Source organism: Flavisolibacter ginsenosidimutans (genome assembly GCF_007970805.1).
Lineage (GTDB): Bacteria > Bacteroidota > Bacteroidia > Chitinophagales > Chitinophagaceae > Flavisolibacter > Flavisolibacter ginsenosidimutans.
In genome coordinates, this window is record NZ_CP042433.1 from 1,005,252 (window position 1) to 1,022,469 (window position 17,218).

General features: G+C 45.5%; 16 protein-coding genes. 6 read left to right on the top strand and 10 right to left on the bottom strand.

Annotated elements, in window-relative coordinates; all coding sequences use genetic code 11:
- Positions 1 to 52 precede the first annotated feature (52 nt).
- Positions 53 to 1,231, bottom strand: a complete 1,179-nt coding sequence (locus FSB75_RS04165) for an acetyl-CoA C-acyltransferase (RefSeq protein WP_146783220.1) — start codon at positions 1,229 to 1,231, stop codon at positions 53 to 55.
- Between the two features lie 139 nt (positions 1,232 to 1,370).
- Between FSB75_RS04165 and FSB75_RS04170 the strand changes: the two genes are divergently transcribed.
- Positions 1,371 to 2,093, top strand: a complete 723-nt coding sequence (locus FSB75_RS04170; protein WP_146791775.1) for a YqjF family protein — start codon at positions 1,371 to 1,373, stop codon at positions 2,091 to 2,093.
- A 12-nt stretch (positions 2,094 to 2,105) separates the two neighbouring features.
- On the top strand, positions 2,106 to 3,086 hold the full coding sequence (locus FSB75_RS04175; RefSeq protein ID WP_227990760.1) for a YpdA family putative bacillithiol disulfide reductase: 981 nt from the start codon (positions 2,106 to 2,108) through the stop codon (positions 3,084 to 3,086).
- On the opposite strand, the gene FSB75_RS04180 is transcribed toward FSB75_RS04175, so the two are convergent.
- The 4 genes from FSB75_RS04180 to FSB75_RS04195 form a co-directional block, all read right to left on the bottom strand.
- The gene (locus FSB75_RS04180; protein ID WP_146783224.1) at positions 3,083 to 3,820 is read right to left on the bottom strand and encodes an acyl-CoA desaturase; all 738 of its coding nucleotides are present in this window, start codon (positions 3,818 to 3,820) and stop codon (positions 3,083 to 3,085) included. The two genes, FSB75_RS04175 and FSB75_RS04180, sit on opposite strands and share 4 nt — an antisense overlap.
- A gap of 134 nt (positions 3,821 to 3,954) precedes the next feature.
- Positions 3,955 to 4,227: a short-chain dehydrogenase gene (locus FSB75_RS04185; protein WP_146783227.1), complete on the bottom strand. Its 273-nt coding sequence runs from the start codon at positions 4,225 to 4,227 to the stop codon at positions 3,955 to 3,957.
- Positions 4,228 to 4,324: 97 nt separating this feature from the next.
- Positions 4,325 to 4,855 (bottom strand): YceI family protein, encoded by a 531-nt coding sequence (locus tag FSB75_RS04190; RefSeq protein WP_146783229.1) that lies wholly within the window; start codon positions 4,853 to 4,855, stop codon positions 4,325 to 4,327.
- A 101-nt stretch (positions 4,856 to 4,956) separates the two neighbouring features.
- Positions 4,957 to 5,583: a metallophosphatase domain-containing protein gene (locus tag FSB75_RS04195; protein WP_146783231.1), complete on the bottom strand. Its 627-nt coding sequence runs from the start codon at positions 5,581 to 5,583 to the stop codon at positions 4,957 to 4,959.
- A gap of 371 nt (positions 5,584 to 5,954) precedes the next feature.
- Here FSB75_RS04195 and FSB75_RS04200 point away from each other — a divergent pair, with 371 nt between their 5' ends.
- Both FSB75_RS04200 and FSB75_RS04205 read left to right on the top strand, forming a co-directional pair.
- Positions 5,955 to 8,012, top strand: a complete 2,058-nt coding sequence (locus FSB75_RS04200) for a TonB-dependent receptor (protein ID WP_146783234.1) — start codon at positions 5,955 to 5,957, stop codon at positions 8,010 to 8,012.
- An 87-nt stretch (positions 8,013 to 8,099) separates the two neighbouring features.
- A complete protein-coding gene (locus tag FSB75_RS04205; RefSeq protein WP_146783237.1) occupies positions 8,100 to 8,516 on the top strand; it encodes a nucleoside-diphosphate kinase in 417 nt (138 codons plus the stop codon).
- Between the two features lie 87 nt (positions 8,517 to 8,603).
- On the opposite strand, the gene FSB75_RS04210 is transcribed toward FSB75_RS04205, so the two are convergent.
- Complete coding sequence (locus FSB75_RS04210; RefSeq protein WP_146783240.1) at positions 8,604 to 9,539, bottom strand: TraB/GumN family protein; 936 nt, start codon at positions 9,537 to 9,539, stop codon at positions 8,604 to 8,606.
- A 143-nt stretch (positions 9,540 to 9,682) separates the two neighbouring features.
- On the opposite strand from FSB75_RS04210, the gene FSB75_RS04215 reads away from it, so the two are divergent.
- Positions 9,683 to 10,006: a cupin domain-containing protein gene (locus tag FSB75_RS04215; protein WP_146783243.1), complete on the top strand. Its 324-nt coding sequence runs from the start codon at positions 9,683 to 9,685 to the stop codon at positions 10,004 to 10,006.
- A 47-nt stretch (positions 10,007 to 10,053) separates the two neighbouring features.
- On the opposite strand, the gene FSB75_RS04220 is transcribed toward FSB75_RS04215, so the two are convergent.
- The 4 genes from FSB75_RS04220 to FSB75_RS04235 form a co-directional block, all read right to left on the bottom strand.
- Positions 10,054 to 11,964 carry a menaquinone biosynthesis decarboxylase gene (locus tag FSB75_RS04220; RefSeq protein ID WP_146783245.1) on the bottom strand — a complete coding sequence of 637 codons (1,911 nt, stop codon included), beginning with the start codon at positions 11,962 to 11,964 and terminating at the stop codon, positions 10,054 to 10,056.
- 162 nt (positions 11,965 to 12,126) lie between these two features.
- The gene (gene porG, locus FSB75_RS04225; protein ID WP_146783248.1) at positions 12,127 to 12,990 is read right to left on the bottom strand and encodes a type IX secretion system protein PorG; all 864 of its coding nucleotides are present in this window, start codon (positions 12,988 to 12,990) and stop codon (positions 12,127 to 12,129) included.
- 166 nt (positions 12,991 to 13,156) lie between these two features.
- Complete coding sequence (locus FSB75_RS04230; protein ID WP_146783251.1) at positions 13,157 to 14,188, bottom strand: dipeptide epimerase; 1,032 nt, start codon at positions 14,186 to 14,188, stop codon at positions 13,157 to 13,159.
- Positions 14,189 to 14,424: 236 nt separating this feature from the next.
- Positions 14,425 to 15,603 carry an acyl-CoA dehydrogenase family protein gene (locus FSB75_RS04235; RefSeq protein WP_146783254.1) on the bottom strand — a complete coding sequence of 393 codons (1,179 nt, stop codon included), beginning with the start codon at positions 15,601 to 15,603 and terminating at the stop codon, positions 14,425 to 14,427.
- 136 nt (positions 15,604 to 15,739) lie between these two features.
- Between FSB75_RS04235 and FSB75_RS04240 the strand changes: the two genes are divergently transcribed.
- Positions 15,740 to 17,050 (top strand): protein kinase domain-containing protein, encoded by a 1,311-nt coding sequence (locus FSB75_RS04240; RefSeq protein WP_146783257.1) that lies wholly within the window; start codon positions 15,740 to 15,742, stop codon positions 17,048 to 17,050.
- Positions 17,051 to 17,218: the final 168 nt, after the last annotated feature.

Sequence of the window (17,218 nt, forward strand, 5' to 3'; positions counted from 1 at the left end):
GCAAAAGCTCCGGTTGTCCGGAGCTTTGAAGAATACTGCTTAATTAAGTTGGTTAAACATTTTCTATCACCATTGCACTGGCACCACCGCCGCCGTTGCAAATGCCTGCCGCTCCTATCTTTCCGCCTTTTTGTTTGAGTACGTTTATCAATGTAACAATGATCCTCGCACCGCTGCAACCGAGCGGATGGCCCAACGAAACCGCTCCACCGTTCACATTTACTTTGGCCGGATCAAGGTTCATCATTTTTGTGTTTGTGATGCCTACAACGCTAAAGGCCTCGTTCAGTTCAACGTAATCAATATCTTTCATTTCCACACCTGCCTTTCTTACCGCTTTCGGCAGCGCGATACTTGGCGTCGTTGTAAACCAGGTTGGTTCTTGTTCAGCATCGGCATAACCCAGAATGATGGCGATGGGCTTAATGCCCAATTCATCTGCTTTTGCCTTGCTCATTAAAACCACGGCTGCAGCGCCGTCGTTCATAGTGCTGGCGTTGGCGGCTGTAACCGTTCCTTCTTTTCCAAATGCCGGCTTCAGCGATGCAATTTTATCAAACTTCACATTCCATGGTTCTTCGTCTTTATCAACTGTTACATCGCCTTTTTTTGAAGCAATGACGACGGGAACAATTTCATCGGCAAAGCGGCCTTCGTTCCATGCGGCCTGGCTTCGCTTGTAACTTTCAGTGGCAAAGGCATCTTGTTCTTCGCGACTGATTTTGTTTTCGGCTGCACAAATATCTGCGGCGCAGCCCATCGCAAAATTGCTGTAACAATCGGTGAGGCCATCCTTCTGCAAACCATCCACCAGCGGTGTTTCGCCGTATTTGTTTCCCCAACGAAGACTTGGAACATAAAACGGCACAGCGCTCATGTTCTCCATTCCGCCGGCGACAACAACATCAGCATCGCCCAGTAAAATAGTTTGTGCGCCTTGTGCTATTGCTTTCATGCCGCTTGCACAAACTTTATTAACGGTGGTGCAAATGACCTTGTCGGGAAGTCCGGCGGCCTTGGCTGCCTGGCGTGCAGGCGCTTGTCCAAGATTTGCTTGCAATACACAACCCATCAGCACTTCATCAACTTGTTCGGGTCTAATACCCGCCTTTTCAAGGGCGCCTTTAATGGCTACAGCGCCTAATTGCGGTGTGGGTACATCTTTTAATGCGCCGCCAAAAGAACCCATTGGCGTACGCACAGCGGAAACAATGTAAACGGTTTTATTCATATAGCGGTTTTAAGCGTCGCAAAGATATGCGGGAAGAAAAGAAGAGTTGAGCAAAGAAGGTTGAGTGGCGAAGTAAATGAACAAAATTTGGGCATTCGATGTTCCTTGTTTAACTGTTTATTATTCCTTTCCTTCGCTTATGCCCCAACCGTTTTTAACCGCCAAATGGCAAAACCTCGTGATGGCAAATTATCCTATTGAGGCTTCAATTCTAAAAGCTTATTTACCCTGCAGCACAGAGTTGGATGCTTTCAACGGTATTCATTACGTAAGCCTTGTGGGATTTCTCTTTGCCCGTACAAAAGTTATGGGGTTGTCCATTCCCTTTCACCGCACATTTGAAGAAGTGAATTTGCGTTTTTACGTTCGTTACAAAGATGGCGACGAATGGAAAAGAGGCGTTGTTTTTCTGAAAGAAATCGTTCCGCGTCGCGCCATTTCTTTTGTTGCAAACATTTTATACGGTGAGAATTATTCGACGCGTAACATGAAACATAACTGGAAACTTGATGAAGAAAATTTGGAAGTTGGATATTTTTGGAAGGTAGCCGGCGAATGGAATTATCTCAAAGCAAAAGCAGAAAAAGAGCCGGAAGATTGGGTTAAAGGCTCGGCAGAGGAGTTCATCACGGAGCATTACTGGGGTTATACATTCGTGAACGAAAAATGCAGCGGCACTTACCAGGTTTCTCATCCGCGATGGAAGATTCATAAAGTGATTGAGCACGATATTTTCTGCAATGCAGAAAAGCTTTACGGGCCTGCATTCGGAAATGTATTGAAGCAAGAACCTTCATCGGTTTTTCTGGCTGCGGGTTCGGAAATAAGCGTGATGAAAGGCACAAAAATTTTTGCACCGTAAACAAAACAAAATTTGACGACACACTATTCTCTCATTATCATCGGTGGCGGACCCATTGGAATGGCCTGCGCATTGGAGGCAGAAAAAAAAGGGATTCGCTATTTAATTCTGGAAAAAGGAACACTTGTTAATTCGCTTTACAATTATCCGGTAAACATGACCTTCTTTTCTACATCCGAACGCTTGGAAATTGGCGGCGTACCTTTTGTTAGCAACAACCCCAAACCAAGGCGAGCAGAAGCGTTGGAATATTATCGTCGCGTGGCGCAGGATAACCGCATCAACATTCATTTGTTTGAAGAAGTTTTGGAAGTAAAACAGACAGGAGAAAAGAAGCAACCGCCGTTTCAAATCATAACCAGCAAGTCAATCTATACAGCCGGCAATATTATTATTGCAACGGGTTTTTATGACATCCCTTACCTGCTAAATATTCCCGGCGAAAATTTGCCAAAAGTGAAGCACTACTACGATGACCCGCACTACTACGCCTTTCAAAAAGTAGTGGTTGTGGGTGCGCAAAATTCCGCTGTGGATGCGGCGCTTGAAACCTGGCGCAAAGGTGCAGAAGTAACGATGGTAGTGCGCAAGCCCGAAATTGGGCAACGGGTAAAATATTGGGTACGCCCCGATATTGAAAACCGCATTAAAGAAGGATCGATCAAGGCTTACTTTAATTCCTGTTTAAAAGAAATCCGGGAGAACGAAGTTGTCATTCAGACGCCGGAAGAAGAAATCGTTTTGCCAAACGATTGGGTGCTTTCCTTAACGGGTTATCAACCCAATCTTTCTTTTCTTAAAAATATTGGAATTGAATTAAGTAACGATGACGTGAGGAAACCTGCTTACAACGAAGAGACGCACGAAACAAACGTCCCGGGAATTTACCTGGCCGGTGTTATTTGCGGCGGCATGAACACGCACCGTCTTTTCATTGAAAATTCAAGGGAACATGCGCAAAAAATTTTGGCGCACATCGCTTCAAAATCTTAGGCTACGACGTTGTTTATTTTCACAATTTTTAGCTTGTGAAATAAAGCGATAACAGGATAAACGGGATCGAATTCGCCTTTCTTCACCGCAAAATTGCTGCGCGAAGGAAACTTGTGGTGATTGTTGTGATAACCTTCGCCGAGCATCAGCACGTCAACCTTAAAAAGGTTTTTTGACGTGTTGTCGGTTTCAAAATTTACCCGGCCGTATTTGTGCGCAAACCAGTTGATGACCATGCCGTGAATGGGCCCCATTAAAATGTGCACGGGAATCAATAAATACCACCAGGCCGACGGTGCAAAGACAACATAAAACCAAACATAAACGCCTGACCAAAGAATGCGCGAATACCAGGTATTGCCCCACCAGTCCAACCAATTTTTTTGCGGAACGTTCTTCAAAAAGCGTTCTTCAATGACCATCTTTTCCTTCATGATTTGTACATAGGTAAAAGAGGTGCGCCACATCATGCTGATCCAATTTTTGTCAAAGGATGGCGAGTGGGGGTCGAGTTCCGTATCGGTGTAAGCGTGGTGAATGCGGTGGAGGATGGCGTAAACCCGCGGACTCATGTAAGAAGAGCCTTGCGTAACAAATGAATAGGCAAAGAAAAACTTCTCCCATCCTTTGCTCATCGTAAAGGCGCGGTGAGCGGCGTAACGGTGGTGAAAAAACGATTGTGCAAACAGCGACAAATACCAATGCAGCACCAAAAAAAGAAGAATTGCGAACATGGGACACACTTGTGCGTTAAAGTTACCAAACGTACACGACGCCTCGGGCTTTACGCTTTGTTTTTAATGAACGCAAAAATAGGTTTAAACCAATACGAAAATGTATTGTTCAGAAGAGGCGACAGCGAACAATCTTAGTCTTCGGCTTTGTTGCTTACCAACGAAAGCTTGGCAAACTCTGTTCCGCTGAAAATTTTTGCCAGGTTGATATTTTGGGATTTGCTATACTCAGCAAGATGTGTTTGCGTAACGATGCGCCAGAAATTTTTTCCCTTCAATTCGTTGTAATCCCTGCCTTTTACAATCAATCCCCGAACGGGGTTTCTTTTCTTCATTTCAAAGCGAATGATCTTTCCCTGAGGAACTGTTTCCTTTGCTAAAAATGTTTCGATTTGTTCTACTGTCATAGCGGGCTAAGATAAATGTTTCGACTTTTCGTGAACGTTAAAATTGAAAAATAAGCAAAATGCAGCGTTTGCCGCTGCATTTGAAATATCATTCAGATTATCCCTGCTTCACGACTTGTATTTCGCAATGAACACGGATTTCGTCACTTACAACAACGCTTCCGGCTTCGGTTACGGCATTCCAAATCAAACCAAATTCTTTACGACTGATTTTCCCGCTCACGGTGAAACCGGCTTTGGTTTGCCCGTATGGGTCCACCACGATGCCGCCAAATTCAACGTTCAGCGTAATGGGTTTGGTCACACCGCGGATGGTCAAATCGCCGTGCAGCTTTGCTTCGTCTCCGTTTGCCTCGTATTTCTTTCCAACAAATTTTAATTGTCCGTGATTGTCTGCGTCGAAAAAGTCAGCCGACTTAAGGTGTGTGTCGCGCTGCTGATTGTTGGTGTCTATCGAGTTGATGTCGGCAGTGAACTCAATTTTTGACGCCGTTGCAAAGTCGTCTGATTCTGTAATCACTTCCAAATCAAATTGCTTGAAGTAACCGGTCACAGTCGTAATCATCAAGTGCTTGACTTTGAACTGAACCTCGGAGTGTGCGGGGTCGATCTTCCATGTAATTGCCATAACGTTGTATTTAGATTGCAAATATAATAATTCAATGTTTAAACATTGAATTAAAATTCCTCTTTCTGACAAACATTTGACGAAACCGGTACTTTACCCTCTCAGACTTCAAACAAAATTGGTTTGTGTACCAACTCGTAAGCTTCGTTCAATACACATGCGTTTATAAATTTTATGCCGTGGCGTTTTACCATGCCGTAAGATTCGTGGATGTGGCCGCATACATGCGCCTTGGGTTTTACACGCAGCACTTCCCGAAGCAAGTCTTTATCACCCGCATGTTGCTCGTTCGGCGTGAGGTCCAGAATTCCGTAAACAGGCCCGTGCGTCAGCAGAACGTCAACGTCAGCCGGAATTTTTTTCCATTGTTCAGCCAAAGGTTCACCGCGTTGCTTGTTGAAGGCCCAGCGATAAAACTTAGGCGTATAAGGCGAACCCCAGATCTTGATTCCGTTTATTGATACCTCTTCATCCATTAAATAATGGACCGTGGGCGGCAACATCTTCTTAATCGCACTTAGCTTTTCTCTTTCAAAAAAGAAATCATGGTTGCCCGCAATGAAGATTTTAAAAGAAAAAGGCAATTGACCAAACCATTGAAGAAAATCTTCAATCTCCCGCTTGTCGCCGTGATAGCTCACGTCGCCGGCGTGAAGCAACACATCTCCCTTGGGTAATTTTAAAAGACGGTGACGCGAATGTGTATCGGACAGGGCAACAATTTTCAAATTGGTTTTTGGAGAGAGTTCATCAATTCCCGTTCCCTTAATCCTTTTAAATAAGATGTCCCGCCAAAAAGCGGGACAGTATTGATATTAGAGTACACGATCAATCTTTACGGGTATCTAAATGTTCATTTCGGTTTGAAGATTGATCACGGGTTTTGCCTTGGGTTCAGATCGCTTGCCACGGTTTTTTCGTCATGGTTGGATTTTTCACGAGCCACTGGCTTTTTCATGCTTCGATTACTCTGGTTACTTGCTCCACGTCCTGAGGAGCCGCTTTTGTTGTTATCGCCTCTAGGCCTGCCATAGGAATAATATTTTGTTGTGTGATGCACAAAGAATAAAACAGTAATTATGCCACACAAAGTCGGCAAATGAAATTTTTTTGCACGAGTTTTCTACTGTTTAGTTTTTTGGTTGTTCGTGCGCAAGAAAACGACACAACAAAAGCGAATCGATTAGAGACTGTTGTTATTAAAGCCTTTGAGCGGACACGAAAACTAAAAGAACTTGCTGCTGCCGAGAATTATATCAATTACCAGGATCTCGAAAAATTTGGCAGCAATTCAATTGTACAAGCGATTAACGCAACCCCCGGCATTCGAATGGAAGAGCGGTCTCCCGGAAGTTATCGTCTGAACATTCGTGGCAGCTCGTTGCGGTCGCCGTTTGGTGTGCGCAACGTAAAGATTTATTACAACGATCTGCCGTTTACGGATCCCGGCGGCAACAGTTACCTGAATGCATTGGGCAATTACAATTTTAATTCTCTCGAAATCATTAAAGGACCGGGCAGTAGTGTTTACGGTGCGGGAACCGGCGGTGTAATGCTGATTGAAAGCGTGAACCCCAATGAAGCGAACAATGTTTTTGCGGAAACAACCACAGGAAGTTTTGGCCTTCGCAATTTTTACGCATCAGCAACGGTTGGTGCGGACGAAGCAAAGAACAAGTTTGGCTTTCAGCACATGCAAAGCGAAGGCTACCGCTTTCATTCAGCATTGGAAAGAAATATTTTTAGTTGGAACGGACGGTTTACCACGAAAAAAGCCGTTTTGAAAACAACCTTTTTATACAGCCGTCTTTTTTACGAAACACCCGGCGCTTTAACCAAAGCCGAATACGATGCCGAACCGAGAGCCGCAAGGCCGGCCGCGGGAGGCTTTCCGGCTGCAGCGCAAAGCAAGGCATCCATAAACGAGAACACATTTTTAGCAGGCGCCAGCTTCAGTCAAAAATTTTCTGAAAGCTTTTCCAATACTACGTCTGCTTACGGCATGTTTACTGAATTAAATAATCCCGCTATTCGCAATTACGGCAGAAACCTGGAGCCTCATGTTGGTGGACGAACTGTTTTTCGCGTTGAGAAAAACCTTCATCAAGTCAATTTTCATTTGGTCACCGGCGCCGAATGGCAGCAAAATTTTTCAAGCATTTCCGTTTATAAAAATCGCAACGGAGGGAGAGATTCGCTACAAAGCGCGGACGATATTCCCATTCGGCAATCGCTTCTTTTCTTGCAGGGAAGTTTTGAAAAAAACGGTTGGGAATTATCTGTAGGCGGGAGCGTCAATTATTTGCAGGTGAAAATAAAGCATGGCTATCCTTTGCCTTCGCCAGAGCAACAACGCGATTTTTCGGCGCAATTCGAGCCGCGTGTTTCGCTGGCAAAAAAGTGGAAAACCCTCTCGGTTTATTCAAGCATTGCAAAGGGCTTCTCTCCTCCTGCTTCAACAGAGTTATTACCCAGCGGAAGCAGCCTTAATCTATCGCTGAACGCCGAAGAAGGAACGAATTACGATGCAGGTTTCAAAGGCGGGTTCAAAGAGTTTTCGTTTGATGTAAATGCTTTTCTTTTTCGCTTGCAAAATACCATCGTACAACGGCGCGACGCAAGTGGCGGCGATTTTTACACCAATGCCGGCAGCACGTTGCAAAAAGGAATTGAAACATCGCTAAACTATCCGGTTTTAAAATCTTTTTCCTTCGTGCAAAAAGGCTCGTTCTGGTTCAGTCACACCTGGCATCTTTTCCGGTACAAAGAATTTAAGCAACTCAGCGCCGATTATTCCGGCAACCGTTTGCCCGGCGAAGCGCCGCACACCATTTCAACCGGCGTTGATGCAAAGACGAAAAGCGGATGGCTTGCCACCGTCAGTTATTTCTTTAGTGATAAGATTCCGTTGAACGATGCCAACAGCGACTACGCAAACGCCTACCATTTGCTGCAGGTCCGGGTTGGTTTTGAAAAACTCTTTGCCGTGCAATGGCGGGTCAAAATCGTTGCCGGTGGTGAAAATTTGCTCAACGCAAAATACAGCCTGGGCAACGACATCAACGCTGCGGGCGGCCGCTATTACAACGCTGCGGCAACACGCAACTTCTATCTGTCGCTCACGGTGCAATGCTTGTTTGCTAAAGAAAGCGAATGAAGAATACAGGAAAACAAAAGATGATTTGTGAAATCATTTTCAAGCTGTGAAATCCCCGAACCCTTATTTTTGCCGCCAAAATTTTTTATGAGCAACAGAACCTTCACCATGATAAAGCCCGACGCCATGAAGAACGGTCATGCCGGCGCTATTTTGGATAAGATTATTAAATCCGGTTTTAAGATCGTTGCATTGAAGCAAACAAAATTGTCAACCGAAAAAGCCGGTGAGTTTTACGAAGTGCACAAAGAGCGTCCCTTTTACGGGGAGTTGACAAAGTTTATGAGCAGCGGCTTAATCATTGCGGCCATACTGGAGAAGGAAAACGCGGTAGCCGATTTTAGAACTTTGATTGGCGCAACCGATCCCGCAAAAGCCGACGAAGGAACGATTCGCAAACTGTTTGCAACCTCGCTTGGCGAGAACGCCGTGCACGGCAGCGACAGCGATGAGAACGCAAAAATTGAAGGCGACTTTTTCTTCAGCGGGCTTGAAAGGTTTTAAGAAGCGTTAATACGGAAACAGGTTAATGCGTTACGACGTCCCTATCTTCATTAACGTATCAACCTGTTTCCGTATTAGTTTATCAACCTAAATTGACTTGCCCTTCTTCACCATCTCGTTTTTTACCGGCTCCACTTTGTAACCCTCTTGACGAAGCAGACTAATAACGCCCTTTTTTCCCGGTAAATGGCCCGCGCCAACGGCCACAACCAAAGATTTGCCGGGCATCAACTCGTTGAGTTTCTTCGCCCAGTTCGCGTTGCGGTTGTACAGGAAAAGCTCAGTGAAATTTTTCATGCCCATGTCTTCTTTCACCGTCATTTCGCCCAGCTTGTCCAGTTGCTGGTTGCGGTAAGCATCGGTAAGGACTGCCAACTCGTGGCTTTCGGTTGTATCCTTTGTTTTGCTAATCATGTCGTACAACTGTTTTGCCTGCAGCTTGTACGGAATTTTATCAAAAATGCTCAACTGGTAGTTCATGGTTTCAAGCCCTTTGATTTTTTTGTCGGCGCTTTTGGCTTCTTCCATGATCAGGCTTTCCATGGCCACCATGTTGTCGCAGGTTGTTTTGGATTGTTGTTCGGCAATCAGCGACGCAGCAAGCATTGGCTTAAACGTTTCCAACATTGAGAAAGGAAGCATTGTGCTGTTCGCTTCAAAATATGTTTTCACTTTTTGGTATTCCTGTTTCGAAAGCAGATCGGCCAGCGTGGTATCGCCTTTCATGCTCATGTGCTGCATGGCGCCCATCATTTCAAAAAGATTGTCCATCTCAAGTTCCAGGTAAACGTTGTCAGAATTTTGGATGGCAGCTTTGAGGCTATCGCTCAACGCAATGTCATCGCCGCAAAGCAGGTGCATGGTGCCAAAGAGGTAAGACGGTTTGGAAAGGTTTTTTCCGCTGATGCGCCAGAGCAGAGTGTTTTCAGTGGAAGCTACGCGGGGTGCGGATTTTGTTTTTTGTCCGCAAGCCACAAGGCCCGTGGCCGCAAACAAAAAAGAAAGCAAGGCAAGTTTTTTCATGAAAGCAAGATACAGTAAGACGGCATGAGTTGAATGGCTGGAAATGTGAAATCCTTAAAGGCAAATCCAGGATATACAATCCAAATTCAAGATGCAAAGCCGGAATCAAAACGCTGCTTCCAAGGCTGGCTTAGATTTGCAGCATGTCGTTTATACAAATTGAAGACCTGCCTTCAAAAGAGATTGTCAAGGGTTACCACGCAAGAACAGTGCACACCGGCACGATGAGTTTTGTTTATTGGACCGTGGAAGCCGGTTACGGCATTCCCGAACATTCGCACCCGCGTGAACAGGTGGCGCATGTTTTATCGGGAGAATTTGAATTAACGGTTGACGGTGAAACGAGGGTTTTAAAACCCGGAGTTGTTGCGGTCATTCCGCCGTACGCAAAGCACGGCGGCCAAGCCATTACGGACTGTCAGTTGCTTGACGTGTTTCACCCAGAACGGGAAGATTATAAGTTTTGAATGTTGGGAAATGCATCAGGCTGCTCAAAGCGGCCTGATGCATTCGTTCAAGCCACTGCCGCTTCTTCGCCGTAAGTCTGTCCTTTAAATTTCAGCGAAGGAGAAGAAAGAAATTCACCAAGACCAAGGCTGTCCCATTTCTCATCCACGGCCTTTATGGTTGCGTCGTCCATCACAATGATGTTGGGCCAGTCGCGCTGAAAATTATCGAGGGCTTTTGTTTTGATCGTTCCGTCAAGACCCATGCAGGCGGGCCGGGAACTTGAGGTAAAGAGAACCGCATCCCTTCGTGGGTCGAGGTTGTTGCAGAATCGCCAGAGGGCAATGGGCAGATCATTTGCATCTACCGTGTGCTCAACGTACAAAATCATTTTTATTCCCGCCAATTCTTCCTGCCCGCAAATCTGTTGATGTAATTCCCGAACGTGTCCAACGCGGTTCTTTTCTACTGAAACAATCAACACCGGAATTTCCTTTTTCAAAAGCGAAACGTTGACCTCCCTAACTTCTGGGAACCTGTTTTTGATGACATCAACTCCCAACTCCAACCCCCCTGCTCCCAACTCCAAACCCAATTCTTTTTCTTCGTCGAACTTCGCAGTTCCGTCAATGCACATTTTGCCGCCGAAGCCAAGTTTACTGCAACTGTGATCGAGCACGTCCATCGGCCCTTGCGAAAAATAAACGTCAGTAACAGGATTTAAATTTCGGAAAACATATTTCGCTAAATTTTCGTAAGCACTGATTTTCACGCCTTCATCGGTTATCACCAAAATTTTATTGAACATCATCTGTCCGGCGCCCCACATCGCATTCATTACTTTTTGTCCCTGCCCCGCGTATTCTTTTTTTATCTGCGCAATCACCAAATTGTGAAAGACGCCTTCCACCGGCATGTCCATGTCCACAATCTCGGGGACCATTGTCATCTTCATTGGCGCCAAAAAAATGCGTTCGGTGGCTTTGCCGAGCCAGGCATCTTCCTGCGGCGGAATGCCGACGATGGTTGCCGGATAAACCGGGTTTTTTTTATGGGTAATGCAGGTAATGTGAAAACGCGGATACCAGTCGGGCAAAGAATAATAACCGGTGTGATCGCCGAAAGGCCCTTCCCAAATCAGTTCATCCGATGGGTCAACATAGCCTTCAATCACAAAGTCTGCGTCAGCCGGCACTTCGATTTCAGGCTGCGTAATGCACTTTACCAATTCCACTTTTTTCTTGCGCAGAAAACCGGCCAGCATGTATTCGTCAACGTTTTCCGGCAACGGCGCCGTGGCCGAATAAGCATAGGCCGGGTCACCCCCGAGTGCAACCGCCACGGGCATTTTTTTGTTCAGCTTTTTATACTCGTTAAAATGCTTTGCCGAAACCTTGTGCTTGTGCCAATGCATGCCCGTGAGTTGCGGACCAAAAACCTGCATTCGATACATGCCCACGTTCCGCGTATTTGTGTTTGGATCTTTCGTGTGAATGACGGGCAGCGTTACAAATGGACCGCCGTCTTTGGGCCAGCAGGTAATGACGGGAAGCTTCGTAATGTCTGCATCGTCGCCTTTCCAAATTATTTCCTGGCATTCGCCCCTGCCGCTTCTAACCTTGGGCATCCACGAAGCAAATTGTCCAAGTTTGGGCAGCATCTTTAATTTATCCACGATGTTTTCTTTCGGCGAAGCGAGCAAATGAAACAACGCTTCGATGTCTTTTGCTACGTCGTCAAGATGCTGCACGCCAAGCGCCAGGCACATGCGCCGTTCGCTACCGTAAGCGTTCATCAAAACCGGGAAAGGAAAACCGGTGTTTTCAAACAAAAGCGCTTTGCCGCCGCCCGGTGTTTTGGAAATTCGATCGGTGATCTCCGAAATTTCCAAATGCGGATTGATGTATTCTTTAATGTGAACCAATTCGCCTTCGCGGTCTAAAAGTTCAATAAACTGTTGCTGATTTTTGTAAGCCATGCGTGGCCGCAAAAGTAAGCCGGGAGCGAGTAAAGATGAAAGATGACGAATGGCAGATGAGAGATGAAAGCAGAAACGTATTAATTGTTGTTCGTTGGCAATTGACCGAAGACGTTCGAACAACCGTCAACTTGCTGTCATCCGTCATCTTTCGTCGTTCATTTACAAAGGCACTGAAGGACAACCGTAATTGCGTTTGCGGCCGCTGGCAAAAGTTTTACCGTAACCGCCGCCGATGCGGAACGTAAGGTGAACGCCGGTGAAATAATACCAATCTTTTGTTTTGGGGTTGCCACGCTCCGCTCCCTTGCTTGCAAAGCCAACATCGGGATAACCCGCCGTTTCACCGGGAACCTGGTTGCCGCGATAGGAAAGTTCAACGGCCTTTGGTCCTTTTGCTGCCAGCAGTTCAGCAGCATCGGGATAGGAAGTGCTCACGTCGTCTAAGTAATCTGTAAACAAACGTCGCATACCAACTTCCACACCAAGACGAATGTCCTCGCTTAAATTAAACTTTACGCCGCCGCCAAAGGGAATACCCAATTGGTTCAGGCTATACGTATTCACCGGCCAGCTTGATAGACCCTGGCCTTCGGTACTCAACGGCCGAAGAAAAATTTTCTGACCGGAATCTTTCACGTAAGGATTGAAATGAAAAAAAGCGATCCCGCCAAACACATAAGGCGACCAGTTAATGTTGTTCAAATTAAATACGGTCAGCTCGCCAATCAGGCTTAGTTCGGTGATGGAAGACTTGAAACTGAGGTTGCGGTTTTGTTTTAAAAAAGTGGAGCCGCTGTATTGGTCGCCGCCTTCAAGTCCTGCAATGGTCAAGCCACTGCGCAGGGTAAAACGGTCCGACACGTCGTAGTTCAAACTAAGGCCCACAGCGGGTTTAGTACGCTTAAAGGGCTTGTCGTTTAAGTCACCAATGTAGTTTGAGCCACCGGCAAAAACGCCGAGGTGGCATTGGGAAAAAGCAGAGGTTGACGCAAAAAGAAGAAAAAGGAAAAGGGTGCTTTTCATTGCGACGGTTTTTGCACGGTTAACAAAAATGAGGCCGAAGTAGCCGCATTAAAATTCATTCCAATGTGACCGGGGTGCCTTTAAAAATGCAACAGGTCATCTCTACAAGCTCGCAGGTAAATGATGAAATGAACGTTTAACAGTGTAAACGCCGAAGACTGAAAATTTATTTTTGATAGAGATCGGTAAACGTTATGCCCAAACCGGGATTGGTTGACGTGACGACGTTTCCGTTGTTCTCGTAAAGCAAACCTGTGGCAACGTCTTCCCGCAGCAAGAGTGGACCGTCGGCGTCTAAATAATCAATCAGGCTTTGCAAATGCGCGATGGCCGCAGAGCCAACGGTAGATTCGTTCATGCTGCCAACCATTACGCCCATTTTTAGTTCTCTTGCCCGTTCTATCATTCGCAAAGCCGGCGTAAGGCCGCTGCACTTGGTGAGCTTGATGTTGATGCCGTGAAAATGCAGGTGGCATTTGTCCACATCGCTTTCCGCCACGCAGGCTTCGTCTGCATACAATGGCAAGGGAGATTTTTCGTAGAGAAACTTCATGCCTTCCCAATCGTCTTTTGCCAAAGGCTGTTCAATAAACTCAACGCCCAAATCTTTAAAGGCGGTAATTTTTTCCAGCGCTTCGCTGGCTTTCCAGCCTGCGTTTGCGTCAATGCGAAAAACGGCGTCGGTATGTTTGCGCAAGGCTTCAATGATGGCGATGTCGTTGTCGGTGCCGAGCTTTATTTTGTAAACCGGCCAGGGCTTTTCCTGCATCTTGGCCACCATTTTTTCAACGGTATCAATGCCGATGGTGTAATCGGTAATGGTTTGCTTCGGTTGCGAAGGCTTCCAAAATTCACCCAGCGGTTTGCCTTTTATCTGGCCGTACAAATCCCAACCGGCAATGTCCAGCGCACAAACCAAAAAAGGATTTGCGGGAAAAAGATGATGAAGATAATGCCACCAACGTTCGGGTTCGGTAAAGGCAAATTTTTCAACGAAGATTCTTTTTCGTTCCAGGTCTTCCACCATTTTTTCAACGGGAATGTTGTAGTAAGTAATCGCGGGTGCTTCGCCAAAGCCTACGCGGCCTAAATGCTCCAAGCGAACGATCAAGGTCGGTTGATGCGTTTTGGTTCTTCCGTTTGAGATGGTAAAGGGATAACGGAAAGCGAGGTTGTATGTTTTGTAAGTGACTTTCATAAACCCCCTGTCCCCCTAAAGGGGAAACTTAGGTCGAAGTTTCCCTTTTTATTTTTTACTGTTCTCATTTTTGAATGTTGTTTTGACGAATAGCGTACAAAGCGTACAAGAGTGCGACGCAAGTAAAGCTCAACGGATAGACGAATCTCTGGCTCATAAAAGAAACTGTACTAAAGAAAAATTGAAGGTTGTAAAGTTTCTCCAACCTAAGTCCTCCCTTTAGGGAGACAGAGGGTTTACTTGAACGCATTAAACCCCGTCACGTCCATTCCCGTTATCAGCAAATGCACGTCGTGCGTGCCTTCGTAGGTAATCACGCTTTCGAGGTTCATCATGTGACGCATCACGCTGTATTCGCCGGTAATGCCCATGCCGCCGAGCATTTGCCTTGCGTCGCGGGCAATGTTGGCCGCAATTTCGCAAGAGTTGCGCTTGGCCATCGAAACCTGTTGCGGCGTGGCTCTTCCTTCGTTCATCAAGCTGCCCAAACGCCACACCAGTAATTGCGCTTTGGTGATTTCGGTAATCATTTCGGCCAATTTTTTTTGCTGCAATTGAAAAGCACCGATAGGCCTGTCAAATTGCACTCTTTCCTTGCTGTACCGAAGCGCCGTGTCGTAACAATCCATGGCCGCACCCAATGCGCCCCAGGAAATTCCGTAACGGGCTTTGGTTAAACAACCCAGCGGACCTTTCAAGCCTTTTACGTTCGGGAAAATATTTTCTTTCGGCACTTTCACGTTGTCGAAAACCAGTTCGCCGGTAGCCGATGCACGAAGGCTCCATTTGCCGTGCGTGGTTGGCGTGCTGAAACCTTCCATTCCGCGTTCTACAATCAACCCTCTAATCTCGCCGCTTTCGTCTTTTGCCCACACTACGGCTACTTGCGCAAACGGTGCGTTGCTGATCCACATTTTGCTGCCGTTCAAAATCACATGGTCGCCGGCGTCCCTAAAATTGGTAAGCATTCCGCTTGGGTTGCTGCCGTGATCGGGTTCTGTTAATCCGAAGCAACCAAGCCATTCGCCGCTGGCAAGTTTGGGTAAATATTTTTTGCGCTGTTCTTCGCTGCCGTATTGGTAAATGGGAAACATGACCAGCGAGCCTTGTACCGAAGCCGTTGAACGTACGCCGCTGTCGCCGCGTTCGAGTTCCTGCATCATCAGCCCGTAACTGATGTAATCCAAACCGCCACCGCCGTATTCAGATGGAATGGTGGGACCAAAACAACCGAGGTCGCCCAGCTGCTTTACAATTTGCTGCGGGAATTCGGCCCGCTGCGCATAGTCTTCAATAATGGGCGAAATTTCTTTCTTCACGTAAGCCCGCACCGTTTCGCGAATGAGCTTTTGTTCGTCGGTCAGGAGTTCGTCAACAAGAAAATAATCCGGTGACTGAAAGAGATCGGTAGCCATGCGGACAAAGATAAAAGGTTTGAAGTTTGAGGTTGGATGTTGGAGGTCGGTGTTATCCGAGGACACAAATTTTTATTGGTAATCAGAATATATTTATGCCCGCAGTTGCGTCAATACAACTGATAGCTGCTATTTTATGAGCGACATCAAACAATACAAGGAGCATTGGGAAAAAGTATCTGAGTTAGCCAGTGGTGGACAAGGAACCACTATAAAGGCTATAAGTATCCAAGATAAAAGCGCTTTAGCCGCTGTCAAAATTCTGAACAAACAAAACGACACAGAGCGACGAGCAAGAATGCAAAGGGAAACAGTCGCATTAAGCACTCTCTTGCACCCTAAACTTCCAAAGGTTCTTGATACCAATACAGAATTTTGGCAGGACACAAACTATAAATTATTCCTTGCAACAGAATTTATTGACGGGAGCACTTTATCCCAAGCTAATTTTTCTGCAACTACCCTAAACGAAAAAATAGATCTCACAAAGCATATTTGTGATGTTATAGATTATTGTCACCAACGAGGCGTTATCCACAGAGATATAAAACCAGACAACATTATTCTTAGAAACAACACTATTGATGATCCTGTTGTTATTGACTTCGGAATTTCGTTCAACTTCAATGACCGTGATGATGATAATCTAACTCCAACCAGTCAACATTTAGGAAACAGATTTCTAATTCTACCAGAACAAAAAGTTGGTGAAGTGAGTAAAAGAGACTTGCGAACAGACGTAACATGTTTAGTTGGCCTGTTTTATTATATTTTAACTAATGAGTTGCCTACGATTCTAATAAACGAACACGAACAGAAACCTCACCAAAGAGTTAAAGCCAAAGCAATGATTGACACTTTTCAGGCGCATCAAAAGAATATTTTAAACAATCTATTTGATATCGGATTCAATCATCTAATTGATAAGAGATGGCAAACCGTTAGGAGTTTGATTGACCAATTGGATTTGCTAAAGAATTCCCAGCCAGATCACTTAACCTCAACGGACTCATATTTAAACTATATAAGGGCTTCAACAGAAAACCAAACATATCATGATGCAAAGTCTGTGAATAACCTAATTCAGACTGCAAGAATAAAGTGTAGAGAGGTTAACAATAAAGTAGTTAAGGAGTTGGGAAGCGACTGGAGCGGCGCTATAAAGGTATTAGGTAATAGTAGGCGCTACTCAAGTGAAGGATACGATGGCGAGCACACCATAAGTAATCCCATACTTAATGTTTCAATCAGTACATTTATTAATTCTTACGTTACTGGAAATGAGCTTGTGATTAGTTCACTTGTTCAAGGCAAAAGCGGACTTGTCACAAGACAGGAAGTGTTTAGACAGTCACTCCAATCTGAAAAGGATTGGGCACAATGTGAAGAAGCTCTCAAAAGACAATACCTTGAAATGATTGCAAAAGAAATCCAAAACAGCCGCTAACATGGTATTCCTGCAATAGCGACTGAAGAACAAGTGTTAAGCCACTGTAACATTTTTAACTTATTCAATAAATTTAAGCTGACAGAACACGGACTTCCGCTATTGCAGAAATACGTGAACCCAAGCATTACTAATTCTCAAACCATTTTCTCGCACCTCTTCCTCCCA